This window comes from Cupriavidus sp. SW-Y-13, assembly GCF_009793345.1.
Lineage (GTDB): Bacteria > Pseudomonadota > Gammaproteobacteria > Burkholderiales > Burkholderiaceae > Cupriavidus.
On sequence record NZ_WHLX01000002.1, the window covers coordinates 80,630 to 102,461 of the forward strand.

Consider the following 21,832-nt stretch of genomic DNA (forward strand, 5'->3'; position numbering starts at 1 on the left):
ATATGTCCAGATTCGTTGCCTTGTGGCGCGCACTATCGATGGTGTTGCTGGCCGCTTTCCCAAGCCTTGCCGGCGCGCAGCAGCAGCCTGCGAAGACCGTGGTGCTGGTTCACGGCGCGTTTGCCGATGGCTCGTCGTGGCAGAAAGTGATACCGGAACTGCAGAAGGCGGGGCTCAGGGTCGTGGCGGTGCAGAATCCGCTCGACTCGCTGGAGAATGATGTGGCCGTGACCCGGCGCGCGATCCGCGAAGCCGACGGGCCCGTGGTGCTGGTGGGACATTCCTGGGGCGGGGTCGTCATCACGGAGGCGGGCAACGATCCGAAAGTCCGCTCGCTCGTCTACGTGGCAGCATTCGCGCCGGACACCGGACAGTCTGCACACGATATCGCCGGAAAATATCCACAGCCGCCCGGGCAGCAAACCTTCGTCAAGGATGCGGACGGCTTTCTGAAAGTCAGCGACGAAGGCGTGCGCAAGTACTTCGCCGCCGATCTCACCCCTACGGAACAGGACGTGATCGCAGCCGTGCAGGGCAGGTTTCATGTGCGCACCCTGACTGCGCCGATCAGCCAGGCGGCATGGCGCACGCGTCCGTCTTTCATGGTGGTGTCCATCAACGACACGATCATCTCGCCGCAGCTCCAGCGCGATCAGGTACAGCGCGCGAAAGCCACGGCAATTGAGGTGCCATCGAGCCACGTCGCGATGCTGTCGCATCCCAAGGCAGTCGCGGATTTGATCGTGAAGGCGGCAAAGTAGGGCGCTTCGACGTGCAACGGCGGCGCGTCGAAGCGGTATCCCATCCTCCACCCATCCCTCAGAACTTGTAGCTCACCGTTCCCAGCACGGTGCGGCGGCTGCCGTAATAGCATCCCGTCGCGGAGATGCACGTGCTGACGTAGCGGCGGTCGAACAGGTTCGTGGCGTTGACGGCCACCTTCACGCCACGAAGCTGCAGCGGCGATTTGGCAAGGTCGTAGCTGAGTGCGGCGTCGAACAGCGTGGCGGCGGGTACGCGGTAGACGTTGGCCGCATCGCCGTAGGACTTGCCGATGTAGCGCACGCCTGCGCCGATGCCGAATCCTTGCAGTGCGGTGGTGTGGAACTGGTAGTACGTCCACAGCGAGGCCTGGTGCTGCGGCACGAAGGGCAGCGCATTGCCGAGCGTGCTGGCGCCGCGTGCGTTGGCATTGGCTTTCAGCACTTCGGTGTCGGAGTACGCATAGGAGGCCACCACGTCGAGTCCGCGCGCGAGGCTCGCCTTGCCTTCGAGTTCCACACCGCGCACGCGGGCTTCGCCGCTCTGCGTGTTGTAGTTGGTGTTCAGCGGATCGGGCGTCAGGACGTTGGTCTGCCGCAGGTCGAACGCCGACAGCGTGACAAAGGCATTCACGCCCTTGGGCTGATACTTCACGCCAACTTCGGTCTGACGGCCGCGCGTGGGTTCGAACGGCGTCCCTGCGCGCCCGGTGCCTGCCTGCGGCTGAAACGATGTGGCAAAGCTGGCGTAAGGCGCGATGCCATTGTCGAACTGGTACACCACGCCCGTGCGCCCCGTGAAGGCGTTGTCGCTCTGCCGGGAGTTGACGGTGTTGCCGGTCTGCGCGGTCAGCGTGTTGGTATCGCTGCCAGCCCAGTCGTAACGGCCACTGAGCAGGAAGGTCCATCGGTCGATAGCGAGGCTGTCCTGCACGTAGCCGCCCACCTGATGGCGGCTCTGGTCCACGCGCGTGCCGAGCGGCGGACGCGTGACGGGTGCGCCATAGACCGGATTGAAGACGTCGATGGCGCGCACGGCTACCAGTTGCGATTCTTCGTAGCGCGCATCCTCGTACTGATAATCGACGCCAAGCAGCAGCGTGTGTTGCACCGGTCCCGTGCGGAAATTGGCTTCGGCCTGATTGTCGATCGAGAACACACCGCTGCGTTCCGGGAAGGCCCAGCCGTAGCGGCTTTCCGTGCGCAGGTCGGGGTTCATCGCCAGGCCCTGCACGCGCTGGGTATCGGTGTCGATGTAGCTATAGCGGGCGTTCTGACGGAACTGCCACGTCTCGTTGGCCCGATGCGCGAACTTGTAGCCGAACAGCATCTGCTCGCTCTCGAACTTGTCGTAGGCGGGTTCGCCGATAAACCGGTTGCTCGGAATGCTGCCGTTGGGATTGGGCAGCAGCGTGCCGGCAGCCGGCAGCGCCGGCGATGCACCGCCGCCGTCGGAGCGGATCTTCTGGTACTGCGCCATCAGTGTTAGCGACGTGTCCGTGCTGGGCCGCCATGTCAGGCTTGGCGCCACCATGACGCGGCGCTCGTCGATGTAGTCGAACTCCGTATTGGTATCGCGCGCGAGTGCCACCACGCGATACAGCAGCTTGCCTTCCTCGTCCACGGGGCCGGTCAGGTCGAACGCGCCCTGAGCGCGGTCATGGCTGCCGGTTTGCAACACCACCTCGCGCGAGGTCTGCGCCTGCGGCAGCTTGCTCACCAGATTCAGCAGGCCACCCGGCGAACTCTGGCCGTACAGCACGGAGGCGGGACCTTTCAGCACTTCCACGCTTTCCAGCGCATACGGATCGATGCGGGGCTGCGAATAGCCGCGCGCGCCATAGGGCAGGCGCAGGCCGTCGAGGTAGCGCAGCGGCACGAAGCCGCGCACGGCCAGCCAGTCATAGCGCAGGTCGGTGTCGCCATACTGGTTCACCACGCCAGGTGTGTATTGCAGCGCCTGCATCACACTCTGCACGCCCTGCTCGTCCATCTGCTCGCGGGTAACCACGTTGATGGTCTGCGGAATGTCGATCAGGGGCGTGGAGGTCTTGCCGCCACTGGTACGAAGCGGCACAACGCCGTCGGCGGCGGCTGAGCGGTCTGCGCTATCCATGCGCACCGTGACCAGCGGGAGTGTGGCGGCACTGGAATCGACCGGCGCCTGGACGATAGAAAAGGTGCGTGGCCCGTTGCTGACGACACGCAGGCCGGAACCGGCCAGCATGCGGGCCAGCGCATCTTCGATCGTCAGCGTGCCACGCACGGCTGGCGCGCGCACGCCTTCGGCGAGACCCGAGGCAAAGAGGATCTGCGCGTCGCCCTGGCGGGCCAGCGCAGCGAGAGACTGTGCCAGCGGCTGGGCCGGAATGTCGATGGGTCGCGCGGCGCTTTGCGCGATGGCACCGGCAGTCAGCATGGCGGCGAACAGGGGAGCCAGCGCGGCAAGCGGGCGCACGGCACGGCGAGAGGCGAGCGCAGCGGCCCGCCGACGACTATTGAAAATCACGAAAACTCCTGATGGCGGGCCGATCGATTCGGCCGTTTCATGGAGTTGCCGTCTCACGTCGTGGGTTTGTACACCTTTGGGGTGAAAATTTTTTGGTGGGCTGATATTGCTACGATCACGCTCCGCTATGCGCTCTTTTTGCTCCCCTCTCCCGCAAGGCGGGAGAGGGGCTGGGGGAGAGGGCCGGCGGTGCAATCACAAACAGGTCGCAATTTGAACCGCATACCCTCTCCCCCACCCCTCTCCCACTGACATGGGAGAGGGGTGCGCATAACAACGCGAGAGGGGAGCAAACAAGCGGGTGGCTTCCGAAGCTCAACGCCCCGACAAATGCACCGCCCCATCGCCCGTGCGCCGTATCGTCACCGGCAGCACACCGGGTAACAACTGCAGAATGGCGTCGACCTGTTCGCGATCGAACTCGCCGGAGAGTCGCAACTGCGCGATACGCGGATCGTCGATAACGATAGGGGTGCCCGAACGCGCCTGCATTTCGGCGATGGCGTCGGCCAGCGCCACACCATCGAACGAGAACTTGTCGCGCTGCCAGGCCAATGCGCGTTCCACATCCACGGTGGCGGTGTCATGCGGCATCTGGCCGTCCGGTCCCACGTCCACGCGCTGGTTCGCGCGCAGTTGGCGGACCTGTCCGCCGGTTTCCACTTCCACGGCGCCTTCGATCACCGTGACGCGGGTACGCCGCGGTAACCGTTGCACATCGAAGATCGTGCCGATATCGCGCACGCGCGTCTGCCCTGCCGTGACGATGAACGCGCGCAGTCCATGGGCGACGGTGAATTGCGCCTCGCCGGTTTCCAGCGCCAGTTGGCGCGAACGCAGGCGCCACGTGATCTTCAGGTTCGTGCCCTTGTCGAGCGTGACCGCGCTGCCATCGGCCAGTTGCACCGTACGTGGCGCGTGCGCGTCGGCGTTGAGTTGCTCGGTGCGATAGGCGGGATCGGCCAGCCATGTCACGCCCGCGAGCAAAAAGAGTGCGGCAGCCACGCCGGCACGCGTCTTCTTCGCGCGGCGGCGACGTGACGCCGCTGCGGCGGTGATGGCTTCCACGGACGGGAATCGCTCGCGCAAATCCTGCGCGAATGGCGACAACGCATCGTCCTGTTTTGAGGGGTGTTCGGGGTTTGGCGACACGGCGCGAAGGGTGCTCATGGTGAGGCGGCTGGCGATGCGGAGTCGAGTGCAGGTGCCAGCAACGACATGGCCCGCGCCATATGACGTGCCACCATGCCGCGCGAGATGCCCAATCTTAGCGCGACTTCATGCTGCGGCAGATCGTGAAGACGGTGAAGGATGAAGACTTCCCGGCAACGTTGCGGCAGTGCGGCAATGCATCGCTCCAGGTGATCGACCATCTGCCGGTGCGCGATGTCCTCGGCCACATCGGGAGACTGCAGGTCCTCGATGCGCGAACCGTCGGCGTGTCCCGCATCGGCATGGGCCTGGCGCGTGCGCTGCGCACGATAGGCATCGATGGCCCGATGGGTGGTGACATGCCGCAGGAAAGCCAGCGGCTGCTTCACCTCGCCGGACGGCGGACGCTCCAGCAACTGCACACACACATCCTGCAAGACGTCGCGCGCGAAATGACGGTCGCCAAAGCGACGGCGCACGTGATCGACCAGCTCGTCGTAGTGACGCAGGAGCGCAGCGAACAGCGGAGGATGAGCGGGATCGCGCAGCACGATCAGGGCGGATGACGACGGGATGAGGGCGCTGGCGAGTATAAATGATAGTGATTCGTATTTGCAAGAACGTGCGGTGGCGCTGTGGTTTATTTGCCTTGGCCTGGAAAACATGGGGTGGCGGCCGCCACATCGCCCGCGCAATGGCACGCGTTGCGGCAACTCGTGCCAGCCTCGCAATCATTGGCGTGCCGCATGGGCTAATCACCCGTGGCCACGTCGCGCAGGAATCGCTCAAGGATGGGGTTGAACAAGGCAGGCGACTCCAGGAATGGCGCGTGGCCGGTATCGGGCAGGCGCAGGCAGTGGCCGCCCCACAGGTTGGCGTACGCCACGCTATCGATGTAGTCGAGATTGACGAAACGATCGTTCGCGCCGTTGACCACCGCGAGCGGCACGGGCAATGACTCCACCAGAGTGCGCTGATCGATGCCCGCCCCCGCACGTGCCGCTTCGAACATGGTCTTGCGTGCGCGGCCATCGGTGCGTGCGATGGCCGCGCGCAGTGCCGGCGTGAAGCTATCGCCAAAGATGGCCTGGCCGAACGTATCGACATCCTCCGCCGAAAACACCTGCTGGCTGCCAAGCCGCATGTGCGGCGCGGGGATGAAGCCGGCCGACATGTCGCGACCCACCGGCGGCGTGCCGCAGATCATGATGCCGCGCACGCCAGCAAAGCGCGACGCCACCTCCAGTGCGATGTGTCCGCCTAGCGACCATCCCACCAGCACCACCTCGTCGATGCCAAGTTTCTCCAGCAGTTCGATCGTTGCATCGGCCAGGCCGGGGCGCGTGTACGTGCGGTCCGGATCGATGGCATTGGAGGATTCGCCGTGGCCCGGCAGGTCGAACGCGATAAATCGGTAAGGGTCCGCGACGTGGCCTTGCATCTGATTGCGGAACACTGCGCGGGATGAGGAGTTGCCGTGGATCAGCAACACGGGCAATGTGCCGTGGCCGGACTCCTCCAGCGCGATCTGTCCGTGAGAGGTCTTCATCAGGGTTTGGCGTGACATGGTCGGCACTCGCGCAAGGCAACGGTTGCGCACCATGCTAGCCCGCATGCGGGACGCAGACTTTCCCGAAAGACGTGAAGTTTGTCGAAATGCGCATTGGCATGCTTCCTGCAGCACGGTACACGCGTGACATACCGACGGCCCGGCAAACAAGGAGCGCGTGATGAAGCAATCCCGCCAGAAGTCCAACGCGATGAACGTGGCAGACCACTGTGTCCGTGTGCGGGGCGCGCGAGAGCACAACCTGAAGAATGTCGACGTCGATATCCCGCGCAACGCGCTGGTGGTGTTCACCGGCGTGTCGGGCTCTGGCAAGTCGTCGCTGGCGTTCGGCACGCTCTACGCAGAGGCACAGCGGCGCTATTTCGAATCCGTCGCGCCCTATGCCAGGCGGTTGATCGATCAGGTAGGCGTGCCGGAGGTCGACAGCATCGAGGGACTGCCGCCCGCGGTGGCGCTGCAGCAGCAACGCGGCACGCCCAATGCGCGCTCCACGGTGGGCAGCGTCACGACCTTGTCCAGCCTGGTGCGCATGCTGTACTCGCGTGCCGGCAGCTATCCACCGCGCCAGCCGATGCTGTATGCCGAGGATTTCTCTCCCAATACGGTAGAGGGTGCGTGTCCGGATTGCCATGGCCTGGGACGCATTTACGATGTCACCGAGCAGTCGATGGTGCCCGACGATGCGTTGTCGATCCGCGAACGTGCCGTGGCCGCGTGGCCGCCGGCGTGGCATGGGCAGAACCTGCGCGACATCCTCGTCACGCTCGGCTACGACGTCGATAGGCCATGGCGTGACCTGCCAAAAAAGGATCGCGACTGGATCCTGTTCACCGAGGAGCAGCCCACCGTGCCCGTCTATGCGGGGTTTACGCCGCGCGAGGTGCGGGCGGCGCTCAAGCGCAAGATGGAGCCGAGCTACCAGGGCACGTTCACCGGTGCGCGCCGCTACGTGCTCCAGACGTTCGCCACCACGCAGAGTGCTTTGATGAAGAAGCGCGTGTCCCAGTTCATGATTGGCCGCGACTGTCCGACCTGCCATGGCAAGCGACTCAAGAAGGCGGCGCTGTCCGTCACGTTCGCGGGCCTCGATATCGGCGCCTTCACGCATCTGCCGCTCGCGCAGGTAGCAGAGATCATGCGTCCGGTGGCGCGTGGCGAGTTATCGCAGCCAGCGGATGCTACCCGCGATATCGTGAGCCGTAAGGCCGCGCGCGCCGATACGGCCCGACGCGTCGCCGCTGGTGGGTCCGCGCATCAGGCCGCACCGGACGTACGGCGCACCCCCAATCTCTCCGAAGAGAAGCGGCTGGCCTCGCAGCGCATTGCGGAAGAATTGATGGAACGGCTGTCCACGCTGCTCGACCTCGGTCTCGGCTATCTGTCGCTGGATCGCAGTACGCCAACGCTGTCGTCAGGCGAGTTGCAACGGTTGCGGCTTGCCACGCAGATCTCGTCGCAATTGTTCGGTGTGGTCTATGTGCTCGATGAACCGTCGGCGGGGCTGCATCCCGCGGATGGCGAAGCGTTGCTCATGGCACTGCGCCGGCTGAAGGCAGCCGGCAATTCGCTCTTCATCGTGGAGCACGACACGCAGACCATGCGTCAGGCGGACTGGCTCGTGGATGTAGGGCCGGCCGCAGGCGAGCATGGAGGTCAGGTGCTCTACAGCGGGCCACCCGAAGGTCTTGCGGGCGTCAAGGCGTCGCGCACGGCGGCGTATCTGTTTGGCGATCAGGCAAGGATGGCGGGAAGGCAACGGGAACCTGCGGGATGGCTGAGGCTTGCGCACGTCTCGCGTAACAACCTGCATCGCGTGGATGCGGAGATTCCGCTCGGCTGCTTCACCGCGGTCACTGGCGTGTCGGGTTCGGGCAAATCGAGTTTGATCAGCCAGGCGCTGCCGGAACTCGTGAACCGGCAACTGGGCCGGGCGAACGACAGCGATGCGGACGAGGAACGCGATCCGCTGTTCGCGGTGACGGACGCGCCGACCGAAGGACGCATTGCGGGCGGCATGGAGTCAGTGCGCCGGCTGGTGCGCGTCGACCAGAAGCCTATCGGCCGCACGCCGCGCTCGAACCTGGCCACCTATACCGGGCTGTTCGATCACGTGCGCAAACTGTTTGCCGAGACGCCCGCCGCGCGCAAGCGGCGCTACACCGCCGGACGATTCTCGTTCAACGTGGCACAGGGACGATGCCCGACCTGCGAAGGCGAGGGCTTCGTGAGCGTGGAGTTGCTGTTCCTGCCCAGCGTCTACGCGCCGTGCTCCGCTTGCCATGGCACGCGCTATCAGCCGCAGACGCTGGAGATCACCTGGCAGGGCCGCAATATCGCCGAAGTGCTGGACCTGACCGTGGATGCGGCCTGCGAGGTCTTCGCAGGGGAAGCCGTGGCGATGCGCTCGCTGAAGGTATTGCGCGATATCGGACTCGGCTATCTTCGCCTCGGTCAACCCGCCACGGAGTTGTCTGGCGGCGAGGCGCAGCGCATCAAGCTGGCCACCGAGTTGCAGCGCGCGCAACGCGGCGACACGCTCTACGTACTGGACGAGCCGACCAATGGCCTGCATCCCGCCGATGTGGATCGCTTGCTGGTGCAACTGCAGGCGCTGGTGGAGGCGGGCAACACCGTGGTGGTGGTGGAGCACGACATGCGCGTGGTGGCGCAGGCGGACTGGGTCATCGACATCGGCCCCGGTGCGGGCGGAGAGGGGGGCCGTATCGTGGGGAGCGGGCGGCCCGCCGATATAGCAGGCATGCGTACGAGCGTGACCGCGGCCTATCTGCGGCAAGCGCTGGTACATCGTCCGTAGCCGACGACGCAGAACACGGCGGCGCGCATGCCGAATCTCTCCGCCTCGGTGCCTTCGCGATGGGGCTTGCGTGGCACCGAAGATCTCGGAGGCGGACTCAAATCGCAGTTCGTTCTTGAATCCGGTTTCGCACCGGACACCGGCGTGGCGAACTTCGGCAACCGGCTGTTCGGCCGACAGGCGTGGGTCGGGTTGTCGGGCAATTGGGGACAGGTGGCCTTCGGTCGCCAGTACACGATGATGTTCTGGGCCACGCTGGATTCCGACATCCTGGGTCCGAACACATTCGGATCGGGTGCGCTGGACCCGACGATTCCCAACTCGCGCGCCGACAATGCCATCTCGTACAAGGGCAAGTTCGGTGGGCTGACGGTTGGCGCCACCTACAGCTTCGGCCGTGATGCGGCGGTGGCCGCGCCAAGCCCCGGCAGCACGAATTGCGCGGGCGAGAATCCTGCCGATTCCAAGGCTTGCCGCGAGTGGTCGGCGCTGTTGATGTACGAGACCTCGCGCTTCGGCGTGGCCGCCGCCTACGATTCATGGCGCGGCGGGCCGGACGCCTTCGCAGGACTCACCAGCAGCGGGCGGAAGGATGACAGGTTGTCGCTCAGCGCCTATACGCTGTTCGATCGGGTCAAGGCCGGGGTAGGCTGGCTGCGGCACGACAACGACGGCAATCCGACGGCGCCGCGCAGCGATCTGTTCTGGCTCGGTGGTTCGTACGACCTGACGCCGGCCTTCAACGTGGCAGGGCAGGTCTATCACCAGCGCTATCACGACAGCGCCAACAAGGCGTGGCTCTATGCGGTGCGCGGTACGTACAGCTTCTCGAAGCGCACAGCCATTTATGCCACCGCGGGGTATATCAACAACAGCGGCCAACTGGCGCAGTCAGTCAGCAGCAACCCGGGCGCTGCAGCTTCGCCGGGTGGCAATCAGTTGGGGGCAATGCTTGGGGTGAAGCATACGTTTTGAGGGAATGGCGGGAGGGAGCGGCGAGGCAGCACAGCAACGGCAAGCAGCCGTTCCCTCTCGAAAAATGGCAGCACCGCTAACGCTGCGCTCCGTGCGCAATCGCCCGCTTGATCATCCATAGAATCTGATCGTTGGCTTTCTGATGGTGCAATTCCACATCGGGATGTCCCGCCTGAAATACGCGGAAGATCTCATCTGCGAATGCCTGCCCAACGGTCTCGACGCCTTCAAAGTCCAGGATCACCGTCTTGAACTTGTCGATGCGCGCAAGCAATCGTTGTGCTTGCGATCGGGAGACGAGGCTTTCCGCACCCATCCTGGCAAGCCTCACCGGCACGATGGTCTTGCTGAACGTGTACTCATCAGGCTCTGCGAACTGATCAAACACCTCGCGTAACGTCCGGGTGCATGCATTGCCGTGACGGAGGAAGACCGTCGTGCCATAGCTTTCACCTCGCCCGTGTTCGAGCAGGAAGTCCGGCTCGTCATGCACATGGTCGAACGTCAGCCCATTGGACAGAATCCGGTAGGTATCGAATGCCCTGGAAGAAAAGAAAATGCCTTCGCCGGAGTGGTGGGTGGGATCGGTGGTTAGCTTGCCCTTGGCTAACTCCAGAATGGCCTGGCGCTCATCTGGAAGATTGCACAGCCGGGTGATTCTTCGAAAGATACCCTCCCCATCGTCACCGATGTAGCAACTTGTGAATGCCACGTTGGCGTAGAGCTGGACCTTCAGCTTCGTGCCCTGGGAGTGATCAATAGCGTTGTTGATCATCTCGGTCACGCCGTACTCCCAAACATTCAGAGCCTCTGGGGTGAGCAGGTCAGTCAGGACGGGCTTCAGGTACTCCGCCCAAACAACGTGTTCCTCCAGGCCGTCCAACAGGAATTCCTTGCTAACGTCCTTCAATATGCCCAGAAAGTACGTTTTCGGACGTTGCCCCGTGCCTGGCACCAGCAAACCGTTTTTCACCATGCGGCCCAGCAATGCTGTGGCTGCCTGGCGTGAGATACCCCTTGCCTCCTGTAGCGGAGCGGCGAGCGCAACCTCCGCCTTATCAGCAAACTGTGCCGCCAGGAACCGAGCCATGCTTGGATCTGTACGCATATGTCAACATCCATCGTCGTCTATGACAACATCCTAGCATCGCGTATTGTCATAGGGACGTGAATTAAGGCGTATATGTGATCTATGTCACATATTTAGCGGCGGCAGCGGCGTTGATCTATGCCTCGGTCTCATCCTGAATCTCCTTGCTGCGAACCCGGCGCGCCACGGTCAGCTTGCGATTGACGCCCGTAGCACCCTGGCAGCCATCGACGAGATTCGAAAAAATGGCGCGCAAGGTTTTCAACGTTGCCGCCAGCTCTTCCGGCGACACACCCGACACCGACGCTCGTTCGATGTCCCACGCGCGCGGTGCCAACTCCGCAACGATGGCGCGGCCTGCAGGCGTCAGTGACATGTGGATGTTGCGCTTGTCTTCCGCTGACGCATCGCGGCGGAGAAAGCCGCGTTCTTCGAGCGCGACCACTGCCCTCGACAGGTAGGAAAGCTCGGCGCCAGTATGGCTCGCCAGATCCGAGAGCCGTTGATGATCTTCATGGCGCAGCGCGGCAAGAATGCGCCATGCCTGCAGATTGATGTTGTGCGGTTTCAGATCGGCAGCCTACAGCACCACGCCGACCGCTTCCACCTCGATCTTGAATCCATAGTGCAGCGCACCAGTGGGCACCACGGCGCGCGCGGGACGCGCCTCGCCGATCCACGCCGCGTAGACCTTGTTGAAGGCGGGCCAGTTCTCGATGTCGTCCACATAGACGCGTACCTGCGCCAGTCCCTCGATGCCACTGCCTGCGGCAACCAGTGCGGCCTTCACGTTGTCCAGCACCTGTTGCGCCTGCGCTTCGAACGAGGCATCGACGAGTTTGTGGCCGTCCACTGTGACGGGCAACTGTCCGGACACGAAGACCATGCCGTTGGCCACCGTCGCGTGGCTGTAGTGGCCGCCGGGCGCTGCCATCGTGGCGGGCTGGATGGTGCGGACTGCGCCATCGCGTTGCTTGTGATTACCATCCATGCAGGCGGCTCCATTCCGTGATCTCGCCGTCCTCGGCAAGCGCTTGATACGAGGGGAACTGCGCACCGGTTGCGCAGGCGTGATTGGGAAGGATACGCAGCATCGTGCCGATGGGGAAGCGCCTGGCGATATCGGCGTCCTTGTTGCTTTCACCGCCTTCGCGCGACAGGATGCCGTGTTCCTGATTGGCGCCGCTCAGGACATAGCCCGGCAGCAGCGTGCCATCGAGGCTGCAGACCTGACCATAGGCGAAGTCGTGCTTCTGCTTTTGCGTGCCGCGATCCCGGCTCATCGCCATCCAGCCCGCATCGACAATGGCCCAGCCTTTCTCCGCCTGATGCCCGATCACGGTGGTCAGCACGCTGAGCGCGAGATCATCGGTGCCGCAGACCCCGACGTTGTGCATCACCAGATCGAAGAAGACATAGACACCGGCGCGCACTTCGGTGACGCCATGCAGGCTGGCGGCCGAGAGGGCCGTAGGGGTGGAGCCGACGCTGACCACCGGGCAAGGCAATCCCGCTGCGCGCAGCCGTTCGGCGGCGCGCACGCAACCGGCGCGCTCCTGCTCGGCCATTGCGGCCAATGCCTCGGGCGTATCGAGGTCGTAGCTGGAGCCCGCATGCGTCATCACGCCACCCAACCGTGCGCCACCTTCGTGCAGCACCGTGGCCACATCGATCAGCGCGGTTTCATCGGGACGGATGCCGGAGCGGTGGCCGTCGGTATCGATCTCGATCCACACTTCGAATGCTTCGTCATGTTCCGTACCGAACGCGACGATGGCGCGCGCCGAATCGACGCTGTCCGTCACGATCTTGAGGTCGCATCCACGACGACGCAGCGCGAGTGCTTGCGGCAGCTTGGTCGCCACCATTCCCACGCCATACAGGATGTCCGTAGTGCCATCGTCAAAGAAGTGGGCGGCCTCCTTCAGCGTAGAGACAGTGATGCCGGTGGCCCCCGCCGCGATCTGCGCGCGTACCACCGGAGAACACTTGCTGGTCTTGACGTGCGGACGAAAGCGCACGCCCAGTGCATCCATGCGGGCCTGCATGTGGCGGATGTTGCGCAGCATGCGCGGGGTGTCGATGATGGCGGCCGGGGTTTCCAGTTGCGTCAGTTGCATGGGCGCGGCAGCGGAAGCGGTCATGGCGTGTGCGTGGGGATTGCGGAGGTTCCCACTGTAGGCGCGATAACGCCACCTGTGGTTAAATTTTGGAACATCAATCGTTAAGCAGAAGTGAATGATCCAGATCGAGGATTTGCGGCTGGTGGAGGCGCTGGCGCAGTGGCCTTCGCTGAGCGCGGCGGCGCGCGCACTGAATGTGACGCCGCCTGCGTTGTCTGCGCGACTGCGCAAGCTGGAGGCGAGCCTGGGGCTCGCGCTGGCCACGCGCACGGCGCGGCGACTGAGCCTGACGGCCGAAGGCGAACGCTTCGCACGGGAAGGCGCGGCGATCCTTGCGCAACTCAATGCACTGCCGGAATCGTTTCGGCGCGAGGACAGCGCGCTGACGGGCACGTTGCGCATCGCCGCGCCGTTCGGCTACGGACGGCAACACATCGCCCCGCTGCTCGCGCGTTTTGCACAAATCCACAAGGGTCTGCGGCTGCAGTTGGACTTGCGCGAAACGCCATGGCCCGACCGCCACGATTCGGACGCCGTGATCCATATCGGCGCGGTGCGCGATTCGTCGTGGATTGCCCGCACGCTCGCACCGAATGCGCGCTGGCTATGTGCGAGTCCGAAATATCTGCGCCAGCACGGAACGCCAACGGTGCCGCGCGATCTGCTTGATCATGCGTGTATCTGCATCCGCGAGAACGACGAGGACGTGACGCTGTGGCGGTGTCGTCCGTCCCTGTCGGGAAAGCCCGATACCGTGCGTATCGTACCGGCCTATACCAGCAATGACGGCAGCATCGCGCGCCATTGGGCGGAGCAGGGATTGGGGCTGGTGCTGCGCTCGGAGTGGGATGTCACCGAGGCCGTGGCGCGCGGCAGGCTGGTGCGCGTGCTGCCGGATTGGGCGTTCGACAGCGCACCCGTGACACTGCTCGTGCCCACACGGCGCGGACGTACCGCGCGCGTGCAGGCATTGATGCAATTTCTGGAGCAGGAACTGGTCAGGCCGCCTGCTGCACCGCCGTCGCGGCGCCGAGCATAAGGTCGAGGTTCTGCACGGCGGCGCCGGACGCGCCTTTGCCGAGGTTGTCGAACACGGCGGCCAGCAACACCTGCCCATGTTCGCGATTGCCGAAGACGCCCAGGCGCAGATCGTTGGTGCCGTTCAGCGCTTGCGGATCGAGACGCTTGAGCGCGGCGGATTCGGCGAGTGGCAATACCTCGACATGACGAGCGCCCGCGTAATGCTCTTGGAGCGTGGCGTGCAGCGTCTCGATATCGGTGCCCGGTGCGAGCAGATCCAGTTCCAGCGCGACGGTCAGCACAATACCTTGCCGGAACGCGCCATAGGACGGCACGAAGATGGGGCGGCGAGCCAGACCCGCGTGCAACTGGATTTCAGGCGCGTGCTTGTGCGCGAGTTCCAATCCATAGACCTGGAAGGGCAGGGCCTGTGCAGCATCGGGTCCTTCGTAGGTTTCCACCGCTGCGCGTCCGCCGCCCGAATAGCCCGACACCGCGTGGATGGTGATCGGATAGTTGTCTGGCAGCAAGCCGGCCTTTGCCAGGGGGCGCAACAGCGAGATCGCACCGGTCGGATAGCAGCCGGGATTGGTGACGCGCAGTGCGCTGGCGACGCGCTGCGCCTGGCCGTCACCCATCTCCGGAAATCCGTAGGTCCAACCGGGTTGCGTGCGGTGCGCCGAACTGGCATCGATCACGCGCACGGCCGGGTTGACGATGGAAGCCACGGCCTCCCGCGCGGCGGCGTCCGGCAGGCACAGGATGGCGATATCGCAGTTGTTGATGGCTTCGGCGCGAGCGCGCGGGTCCTTGCGCTGGCCGGCGGGGAGCGTCAGCAGGCGAAGATCGTCGCGGCCGCGCAGGCGTTCATGGATCTGCAGGCCGGTGGTGCCCTGGTCGCCGTCGATAAAAACAAGGGGGTAAGTCATGGTGGCCTCTGCGCAGTTGCGATAGAGATTGCGATGGATACGATGGATGCGAAAGAGACGCCATCTTGCGCCACCGGATAGAATCGCAAAAGTTGAATTTCATGACGATGAGATTCAGGTTTCCTGAATGATGGATTCGGAGTGCCCATGCGCGAGATCAGCCTGGACCGTTTGCGTACCCTCGTTGCCATTGCCGACCTCGGCTCCTTTGCCGAAGCGGCACGCGCGTTGCATCTGGCGCCGCCCACGGTGAGCCTGCACATTGCGGAACTGGAAGCGCGCATTGGTGCGCCACTGCTGACGCGCAAGCGCGGCGAGGTGCGTCCATCGTCCATCGGTGAAACGCTGATCGAGCGCGCCCGGCGCCTGCTGGCCGATGCCGAGGTGGCGCTGCACGATGTGCGGCGGCAAGTACAAGGATTGACGGGGCGTGTGCGTCTGGGTGCATCGACCGGCGCCATCGCGCATCTATTGCCACAGGCGCTGGCCACGCTGGCGGAGCAGCATCCCGATATCGACGTGCAGGTGGCCGTGCTGACTTCGCAGGAGACCCTGGCGCGACTGGCGGGCGGCACGCTGGAGGTCGGTCTGGTGGCCTTGCCGCAGGCGCGTGTGGCGGGGCTGACGATTCGCCCGTGGCGGCGCGATCCCGTGCAGGCGTTTCTGCCCGCAAGCTGGCCGTGCCCCGCACGTATCACGCCAGCATGGCTGGCTGCGCGGCCATTGATCCTCAATGACGACACCACGCGGCTATCTCGCCTGACGGCCGAGTGGTTCGCCAGCGGTGGACACAGGCCGGTGCCGCGTATCCAGCTCAACTACAACGACGCCATCAAGAGCTTGGTGGCGGCTGGCTATGGGGCTGCGCTGCTGCCGCATGAGGTGACCACGCCCGCGCCCGATGCACGCGTGGTGATGCGCCCGCTGCGGCCGGCGCTGTGGCGTCGGCTGGGCCTGGCGCACAGCGGGGAGCACGTGGATCGCGCGACGCAGTACGTGCTGGACGCGCTATGGGCACTGCGGGCCGCGTAGCGGGTATCGATCTATACCACCATCAACCCCGCATCGGACGGCTTGCGTGCGAACAATCCCGACAGCTTGCGCAATGCCGCAGACAACTGCGCACGCGTGGCCGCGCCGCCCAGGGAAATGCGGATGGCGTTGGGCGAGCCGCTGCCATCGGCAAACACATCGGATGCGGTGACGCGCAGATCTTCATCGCGCGCGGCGCGGCTGAATGCCGCCGCATTCCAGTAGCTCGGCAACGGATGCCAGACGTGAATGCCCCACGGCGTCTGCGGTCCGTTGCCGACCAGCCATTGGCGCGCGATATCCTGCCGCGCGGCGGCTTCCTCGCGGATACCCATCAGCAATGCCAATGCGGACCCATCGTGAATCCACTGTGTAGCCAGCGCCGTGGCGACCGGTGATGCCATCAGCGTCAGCGCGCGAAGCGCCGCCAGGAATGACTCCTGCAACGCCGTGTCCGGTGTCACCGCATAGGCGGTGCGCAATCCCGGACTCAAGCATTTCGATAGCGTGGCGATATACACGGTCTCGGCGGGCGCGATGGCCGCAAAGGGCGGTGGCGCATCGGGCGTCAGCAGCCAGTACGGATCGTCTTCCACAATCGTGATGCCCCGGCGCTGTGCGATACGCGCGAGTTCGCGTCGGCGCGACTCGGGCATCGTGTGCGTGGTGGGATTCTGCAGCGTGGGATTGAGATACAGCAGTTGCACGCGCTGCGATGCGCATGCGGCGTCCAGCGCATCGGGCCGCATGCCATCGTCATCGACGGCGATGGTCACGACTTCGCGTCCCAATTGCTTGGCGGCGGCGCGGATGCCGGGATAGACCAGCGGTTCCGTCGCCACCACGCCATCGGGCGCCGTGCGGCACAGGATCAGTGCGGCCAGCGCGGACTGCGCGCCGGGACATGCGATCACGGATGCTGGTGCAATCGTCCCAAGTATCGGCGCGAGCCACTGCGCACCCGCAGCGCGATCGGGTTGCGTGCCGCCGCCCAGTTGATAGGTCATCAGCAGGCTGGCATCGGCGCGTACGGTCACCTGTGCGAGTCCGCGACGCAGCATGTCGTCGAAGTCGATCTCGGCGGGCGGTGGCGGCACGTTCATGCTCAGGTCCACGGCCTGCACCAGATCGAACGCGGGCGCGGCGATGTACGTGCCCTGCGATCCACGGGCGGTGATCAGGCCGCGCCGGCGCGCTTCGGCCAGTGCACGGGTAACGGTCGTCAAGTCGACCCCCAGCATGGCGGCGAGTTCGCGCTGCGGTGCAAGCCGGTCTCCCGGCGACAACTTCCCGCCTGCCACCGCACGCTCCAGGAAGTCCGCAATCTGCACATAGCGGGGGCCTGCCACAAAGGTGCCGATCCAGTTCGGCAAGTCGGCGTCACGCGGCGTTGTAGGCATGAGGTGAAACCCTTGTATGGATGTTGTCTTACCTTAGCATGCCGCGCATCGCGGGGAAATCCATACAAACAGCATTTCGCCGCGCCCCCGGACATCAAGGTATTGATATGCGCAAGCCATCGCCATCGGCCGACCCGACAAGGGAACGTCGGCGAAAACTCCACACCCCTCTCGTTTCAACGATTCGTCGCGTGGCGCCCCTGGCGTTGCCGCTCTGGCTCACCGGTTGTTCATGGGATCTGCTGTCACCCGGCGGCTCCGTGGCCGAACAGACACGGCACCTGATCGTGTTGTCCACGGCGCTGATGCTGCTGGTGGTGATCCCCGTGATTATCCTGACGCTGGTGTTTGCATGGCGCTATCGCGAGACCAACACCAAAGCCGAATACGCGCCGCGGTGGTCGCACTCGACGAAGATCGAGGTGGTGGTGTGGGGCATTCCATGCGTGATCGTGGCGATGCTGGGCATCATCATCTGGGACTCCACGCACAAGCTGGACCCGTTCCGTCCGCTGGAGTCGAAGGTGGCCCCCATCGAAGTGGATGTCATTGCGCTGGATTGGAAGTGGCTGTTCATCTATCCGCAATACGGTGTGGCGTCGCTGAACGAACTGCCGGTGCCGGTGGGTACGCCGATCAATTTCCGCATCACGGCGGAATCGACGATGAACGCGCTGTTCATCCCCAAGCTCGGCAGCATGATCTACGCGATGAGCGGCATGCAGACCAAGCTGCATTTGATTGCCGACCAGACCGGCGTCTTCGAGGGCCGATCCGCAGCCTACAGCGGCGCGGGCTTCTCGGACATGCATTTCAAGACGATTGCCACCTCGCGCGCGGAGTTCGATGCGTGGGTGGCGCGTGCGCGCGCATCGGGCGGCACGCTTGACGCAGACACCTACCGCAAGCTGGAACAGCCCAGCAGCAAAGACCCCGTGAAGACTTACGCCAACGTATCGCCGCGCCTGTTCCAGGGTGTGGTGGATCAGTACATGGCTGCCAGCGACGACATTTGCCGCGCCGACAGTCCCGTGACCCTGCGCGCCGCACTGCCGCCTCTGCCCGAGGCCGCACCCACCACGCTGGAGCGCTGACACCATGTTCGGAAAACTCTCTCTCGACGCCATTCCGCTGCACGAGCCCATCATCATGGGCACGCTGCTGGTGGTGCTGCTCGGCGGCGCCGCGTTGCTGGGCGCCATCACGTACTTCGGCAAGTGGCGCTACCTGTGGACCGAATGGATCTGCTCGGTCGATCACAAGCGCATCGGCGTGATGTACATCATCATGGCGCTGATCATGCTGCTGCGCGGCTTTGCCGACGCCATCATGATGCGCGCGCAACAGGCCATTGCCGTGGGCGATGCAGCGGGTTACCTGCCCCCACATCACTACGACCAGATCTTCACGGCACACGGCGTGATCATGATCTTCTTCGTGGCCACGCCGTTCATCCTGGGTTTGATGAACGTGATCGTGCCGCTGCAGGTGGGCGCACGCGACGTGGCCTATCCGTTCGTCAATTCGCTGAGTTTCTGGATGTCGGCGATGGGCGCGGTGCTCGTCATGATGTCGATGTTCGTGGGCGACTTCGCGGCCACGGGATGGGTCGCGTATCCGCCGCTATCCGGTCTCGGATACAGCCCAACGGTAGGGGTGGACTACTACATCTGGTCATTACAGATATCGGGGCTGGGCACCACGCTCACCGGTATCAACTTCATCGTCACGATCCTGCGCATGCGTGCGCCGGGCCTGACGCTGATGAAGATGCCCGTGTTCACCTGGACCGCGCTGATCACGAACATCCTGATCGTGGCCATCTTCCCGGTGCTGACCGCCACGCTGGCGCTGCTCACGGCCGACCGCTACCTGGACATGCACTTCTTCACCAGCGAGCTGGGCGGCAACGCCATGATGTACGTGAACCTGATCTGGATCTGGGGCCACCCCGAGGTCTATGTGCTGATCCTGCCGTGCTTCGGCGCGTTCTCGGAGATCATCGCCACGTTCTCGCGCAAGCCGCTGTTCGGCTACACGTCGATGGTTTACGCCACGTCGTCGATCGGCGTGCTGTCGTTCTTCGTCTGGCTGCACCACTTCTTCACGATGGGCTCGGGCGCCAGCGTCAATGCGTTCTTCGGCATCATGACGTCGATCATCTCGATTCCCACGGGCGTCAAGTTGTTCAACTGGCTGTTCACGATGTACCGGGGGCGTATCCGATTCCACTCGTCCACGCTGTGGACCATCGGTTTCATGTGCACGTTTGCCGTGGGCGGCATGACCGGCGTGCTGCTGGCCGTGCCGGGTGCGGACTTCGTGCTGCACAACAGCCTGTTCCTGATTGCCCACTTCCACAACGTGATCATTGGCGGCGTGGTGTTCGGTTGCCTCGCGGCGATGACGTTCTGGTTCCCGAAGGTGTTCGGTTTCACGCTGAACGAGTTCTGGGGCAAGGTGGCGTTCTGGTGCTGGCTGGTGGGCTTCTACCTGGCCTTCATGCCGCTGTACGCACTCGGTCTGCAAGGTATGACGCGTCGCATGAACCACTACAACAATCCCGACTGGCAGCCCTATCTGATCGTGGCGCTGGTGGGTGCGGTGATCATCGGCTGCGGCATTCTCGCGATCCTGTGGCAACTGTTCGTCAGCGTGCGTGACCGCAACCAGAACCGCGACCTGACCGGCGATCCGTGGGACGGACGCAGCCTGGAATGGGCCACGTCATCGCCCGCGCCGTTCTACAACTTTGCGCACGTGCCGCAGATCACGTCGCTGGAGCAGCACTGGGACGACAAGGAGGCCGGCCGTGCATGGCAACAGCCGAAGCAGTACGAAGACATCCATATGCCACGCAATACCTCGGCCGGATTCCTGGTCTCGGTGTTCGGGTTGGTGTTGTGCTTCGGCTTTGTCTGGCATATCTGGTGGATGGTGGGCGCGGGCCTGCTGGCGATGATCGGCACGTTCATCGCACGCGCCTATGACCGCGACGTGGACTACTACGTGCCTGCGGCGGAAGTCGAGAAGATCGAGCGCGCGCGCTTCGATACCCTGCGGACGGTGAACTGAGATGAGTACAACCCTGAAACTGCGCGCGGACGCTGCCACGACTGCTGGCGGTGCGGTCAGCCATCCGCACGGCACCCATGCCGATCATGACCATGGGCATCATGACGAGCAAGTGCAGTCACGCCTGACGCTGGGCTTCTGGTTGTACCTGATGAGCGATTGCCTGATCTTCGCGGTGCTGTTCGCGACGTTCGGCGTGCTGGTCAATAACACGGCCGGTGCGCCTTCCGGCCGCGAACTGTTCGACCTGCGCTTCGTGCTCGGTGAAACCATGCTGCTGCTGACCAGCAGCCTGACGTTCGGCGTGGCGATGCTCGGGCTCGACAAGCGCGGCAAGAGCGGACAGCCGGGCGATGCGCGCCATGTGGTGCGCTGGCTCGTGCTGACGTTCGCGCTGGGCGCCGCCTTCGTGGGCATGGAGATCTACGAGTTCCGCGAACTGCTGCACGAGGGCGCGGGTCCGCATCGCAGCGCCTACCTGTCGGCGTTCTTCATGCTGGTGGGTACGCACGGCCTGCACGTCACGGCTGGCCTGTTGTGGCTGACCGTGATGGTGCATCAGATCCAGGTGTTCGGGCTCGATGGCACCGTGCGTCGCAAGCTCGCATGCCTGAGCCTGTTCTGGCACTTCCTGGATCTGGTCTGGATCTGCGTCTTCACCATCGTTTATCTGAGGGAATTCCTGTGAGCACTACCTATACCCACGCCAGCGAGCATGCTGCGCACGGCTCGCACGGCAGCCTGCGCAGCCATCTGGTGGGCTATGCGCTGTCCGTCGTCCTGACGCTTGTTTCCTTCGGTGCGGTGATGGGCAAGCTGTTGCCGCCGTCTGCTGCGTTGGCGATCATCGTGGCGCTGTGCGTCGCGCAACTGATCGTGCAACTGGTGTTCTTCCTGCACCTGGGGCCACGCAAGGGCCAGCGCGGCAACTCGGCCATCTTCGCCTGCACGGTGTTCCTGATTGCCATCGTCGTGTCCGGTTCGCTCTGGGTCATGCATAACGCGACGTTGAACATGATGCCGATGCAGTCGATCCCTGCGGCGCGTTGATCTTTTATCGGAGCAAGTCTTGTTCAGAGGTAACAAGGACGAGGTCTTCGTGCGGCAGGCGCTGGAGCAGGCGGACTACGCCTGCGGCCGCTGGATCGCCAGCCAGCGGCACTTCGACGTGGACCCCACATCGTTGCTGGAACCCTTGGCCAAGGCCGCCGTGGTCACTGCTGTAGCGATCTATGTGGAAACCGCGCGGCTGAGCCAATTGGAGGTCCAGCGCGCGCTGGCTATCGAGACCGTGGCACAGGCACGCGCGCTGATCGATCGACTGCATCCGTTGGCGTTTGGTGGCGGATGGTATGGGGGCAGGGCGTTGCGGTAGTTGGCA

At 64.1% G+C, this 21,832-nt stretch carries 19 protein-coding genes and 1 pseudogene; 10 read left to right on the top strand and 10 right to left on the bottom strand.

Annotation, left to right across the window (positions count from 1 at the left end; genetic code table 11):
• The first annotated feature begins 2 nt into the window (after positions 1-2).
• Positions 3-761, top strand: coding sequence for an alpha/beta fold hydrolase (locus GA566_RS16340; RefSeq protein ID WP_160473372.1), 759 nt, complete (start codon positions 3-5; stop codon positions 759-761).
• Positions 762-819: 58 nt separating this feature from the next.
• On the opposite strand, the gene GA566_RS16345 is transcribed toward GA566_RS16340, so the two are convergent.
• The 4 genes from GA566_RS16345 to GA566_RS16360 form a co-directional block, all read right to left on the bottom strand.
• Positions 820-3,270 carry a TonB-dependent siderophore receptor gene (locus tag GA566_RS16345; RefSeq protein WP_160473373.1) on the bottom strand — a complete coding sequence of 817 codons (2,451 nt, stop codon included), beginning with the start codon at positions 3,268-3,270 and terminating at the stop codon, positions 820-822.
• Between the two features lie 315 nt (positions 3,271-3,585).
• Entirely contained in the window at positions 3,586-4,440 is an 855-nt protein-coding gene (locus GA566_RS16350) for a FecR family protein (RefSeq protein WP_160473374.1), read from the bottom strand.
• Positions 4,437-4,973, bottom strand: coding sequence for an RNA polymerase sigma factor (locus tag GA566_RS16355; RefSeq protein ID WP_370459314.1), 537 nt, complete (start codon positions 4,971-4,973; stop codon positions 4,437-4,439). The genes GA566_RS16350 and GA566_RS16355 overlap by 4 nt, the downstream gene beginning before the upstream one ends.
• A gap of 200 nt (positions 4,974-5,173) precedes the next feature.
• Complete coding sequence (locus GA566_RS16360; protein WP_160473375.1) at positions 5,174-5,989, bottom strand: alpha/beta fold hydrolase; 816 nt, start codon at positions 5,987-5,989, stop codon at positions 5,174-5,176.
• Between the two features lie 163 nt (positions 5,990-6,152).
• Here GA566_RS16360 and GA566_RS16365 point away from each other — a divergent pair, with 163 nt between their 5' ends.
• Positions 6,153-8,807, top strand: a complete 2,655-nt coding sequence (locus GA566_RS16365; protein ID WP_160473376.1) for an excinuclease ABC subunit UvrA — start codon at positions 6,153-6,155, stop codon at positions 8,805-8,807.
• 12 nt (positions 8,808-8,819) lie between these two features.
• Positions 8,820-9,782: pseudogene (locus GA566_RS16370) on the top strand (porin); the annotation flags it as partial.
• A gap of 76 nt (positions 9,783-9,858) precedes the next feature.
• On the opposite strand, the gene GA566_RS16375 reads toward GA566_RS16370, so the two are convergent.
• The 4 genes from GA566_RS16375 to GA566_RS16390 all read right to left on the bottom strand — a co-directional run bounded on the left by GA566_RS16375 (position 9,859) and on the right by GA566_RS16390 (position 13,016).
• Positions 9,859-10,872, bottom strand: coding sequence for an STAS-like domain-containing protein (locus GA566_RS16375; RefSeq protein WP_160473378.1), 1,014 nt, complete (start codon positions 10,870-10,872; stop codon positions 9,859-9,861).
• Between the two features lie 136 nt (positions 10,873-11,008).
• A complete protein-coding gene (locus tag GA566_RS16380; RefSeq protein WP_137927126.1) occupies positions 11,009-11,443 on the bottom strand; it encodes a MarR family transcriptional regulator in 435 nt (144 codons plus the stop codon).
• A 9-nt stretch (positions 11,444-11,452) separates the two neighbouring features.
• On the bottom strand, positions 11,453-11,863 hold the full coding sequence (locus GA566_RS16385; protein WP_137927125.1) for a RidA family protein: 411 nt from the start codon (positions 11,861-11,863) through the stop codon (positions 11,453-11,455).
• Entirely contained in the window at positions 11,853-13,016 is a 1,164-nt protein-coding gene (locus GA566_RS16390) for a DSD1 family PLP-dependent enzyme (protein WP_160473379.1), read from the bottom strand. The genes GA566_RS16385 and GA566_RS16390 overlap by 11 nt, the downstream gene beginning before the upstream one ends.
• 94 nt (positions 13,017-13,110) lie before the next feature.
• Here GA566_RS16390 and GA566_RS16395 point away from each other — a divergent pair, with 94 nt between their 5' ends.
• Positions 13,111-14,034 (top strand): LysR family transcriptional regulator, encoded by a 924-nt coding sequence (locus GA566_RS16395; protein WP_160473380.1) that lies wholly within the window; start codon positions 13,111-13,113, stop codon positions 14,032-14,034.
• On the opposite strand, the gene argC is transcribed toward GA566_RS16395, so the two are convergent.
• A complete protein-coding gene (gene argC, locus GA566_RS16400; RefSeq protein ID WP_160473381.1) occupies positions 13,994-14,944 on the bottom strand; it encodes an N-acetyl-gamma-glutamyl-phosphate reductase in 951 nt (316 codons plus the stop codon). The two genes, GA566_RS16395 and argC, sit on opposite strands and share 41 nt — an antisense overlap.
• A 147-nt stretch (positions 14,945-15,091) precedes the next feature.
• Between argC and GA566_RS16405 the strand changes: the two genes are divergently transcribed.
• Positions 15,092-15,976 (top strand): LysR family transcriptional regulator, encoded by an 885-nt coding sequence (locus GA566_RS16405; RefSeq protein ID WP_137927121.1) that lies wholly within the window; start codon positions 15,092-15,094, stop codon positions 15,974-15,976.
• Between the two features lie 11 nt (positions 15,977-15,987).
• Here the strand turns inward: GA566_RS16405 and GA566_RS16410 are convergent, their stop codons facing one another.
• Positions 15,988-17,376, bottom strand: coding sequence for a PLP-dependent aminotransferase family protein (locus tag GA566_RS16410; RefSeq protein WP_160473382.1), 1,389 nt, complete (start codon positions 17,374-17,376; stop codon positions 15,988-15,990).
• A gap of 107 nt (positions 17,377-17,483) precedes the next feature.
• Between GA566_RS16410 and cyoA the strand changes: the two genes are divergently transcribed.
• The 5 genes from cyoA to GA566_RS16435 are packed head-to-tail and all read left to right on the top strand — an operon-like array spanning position 17,484 to position 21,826.
• Entirely contained in the window at positions 17,484-18,470 is a 987-nt protein-coding gene (cyoA, locus tag GA566_RS16415; RefSeq protein ID WP_137927119.1) for a ubiquinol oxidase subunit II, read from the top strand.
• Between the two features lie 4 nt (positions 18,471-18,474).
• Entirely contained in the window at positions 18,475-20,451 is a 1,977-nt protein-coding gene (cyoB, locus tag GA566_RS16420) for a cytochrome o ubiquinol oxidase subunit I (protein ID WP_160473383.1), read from the top strand.
• A gap of 1 nt (position 20,452) precedes the next feature.
• Entirely contained in the window at positions 20,453-21,139 is a 687-nt protein-coding gene (gene cyoC, locus GA566_RS16425) for a cytochrome o ubiquinol oxidase subunit III (protein ID WP_160473384.1), read from the top strand.
• The gene (gene cyoD / locus GA566_RS16430; protein ID WP_370459315.1) at positions 21,136-21,501 is read left to right on the top strand and encodes a cytochrome o ubiquinol oxidase subunit IV; all 366 of its coding nucleotides are present in this window, start codon (positions 21,136-21,138) and stop codon (positions 21,499-21,501) included. The genes cyoC and cyoD overlap by 4 nt, the downstream gene beginning before the upstream one ends.
• A gap of 19 nt (positions 21,502-21,520) precedes the next feature.
• Entirely contained in the window at positions 21,521-21,826 is a 306-nt protein-coding gene (locus GA566_RS16435) for a hypothetical protein (protein ID WP_137927115.1), read from the top strand.
• Positions 21,827-21,832: the final 6 nt, after the last annotated feature.

Excerpts from the sequence above, each read along its gene's own strand:
- GA566_RS16350 (WP_160473374.1), bottom strand. The coding sequence starts at position 4,440 with ATGAGCACCCTTCGCGCCGTGTCGCCAAACCCCGAACACCCCTCAAAA.
- GA566_RS16395 (WP_160473380.1), top strand. The coding sequence starts at position 13,111 with ATGATCCAGATCGAGGATTTGCGGCTGGTGGAGGCGCTGGCGCAGTGG.
- GA566_RS16405 (WP_137927121.1), top strand. The coding sequence starts at position 15,092 with ATGCGCGAGATCAGCCTGGACCGTTTGCGTACCCTCGTTGCCATTGCC.
- GA566_RS16385 (WP_137927125.1), bottom strand. The coding sequence starts at position 11,863 with ATGGATGGTAATCACAAGCAACGCGATGGCGCAGTCCGCACCATCCAG.
- cyoC (WP_160473384.1), top strand. The coding sequence starts at position 20,453 with ATGAGTACAACCCTGAAACTGCGCGCGGACGCTGCCACGACTGCTGGC.
- GA566_RS16340 (WP_160473372.1), top strand. The coding sequence starts at position 3 with ATGTCCAGATTCGTTGCCTTGTGGCGCGCACTATCGATGGTGTTGCTG.
- GA566_RS16375 (WP_160473378.1), bottom strand. The coding sequence starts at position 10,872 with ATGGCTCGGTTCCTGGCGGCACAGTTTGCTGATAAGGCGGAGGTTGCG.
- GA566_RS16390 (WP_160473379.1), bottom strand. The coding sequence starts at position 13,016 with ATGACCGCTTCCGCTGCCGCGCCCATGCAACTGACGCAACTGGAAACC.
- GA566_RS16360 (WP_160473375.1), bottom strand. The coding sequence starts at position 5,989 with ATGTCACGCCAAACCCTGATGAAGACCTCTCACGGACAGATCGCGCTG.
- GA566_RS16410 (WP_160473382.1), bottom strand. The coding sequence starts at position 17,376 with ATGCCTACAACGCCGCGTGACGCCGACTTGCCGAACTGGATCGGCACC.
- cyoA (WP_137927119.1), top strand. The coding sequence starts at position 17,484 with ATGCGCAAGCCATCGCCATCGGCCGACCCGACAAGGGAACGTCGGCGA.
- cyoB (WP_160473383.1), top strand. The coding sequence starts at position 18,475 with ATGTTCGGAAAACTCTCTCTCGACGCCATTCCGCTGCACGAGCCCATC.
- GA566_RS16365 (WP_160473376.1), top strand. The coding sequence starts at position 6,153 with ATGAAGCAATCCCGCCAGAAGTCCAACGCGATGAACGTGGCAGACCAC.
- argC (WP_160473381.1), bottom strand. The coding sequence starts at position 14,944 with ATGACTTACCCCCTTGTTTTTATCGACGGCGACCAGGGCACCACCGGC.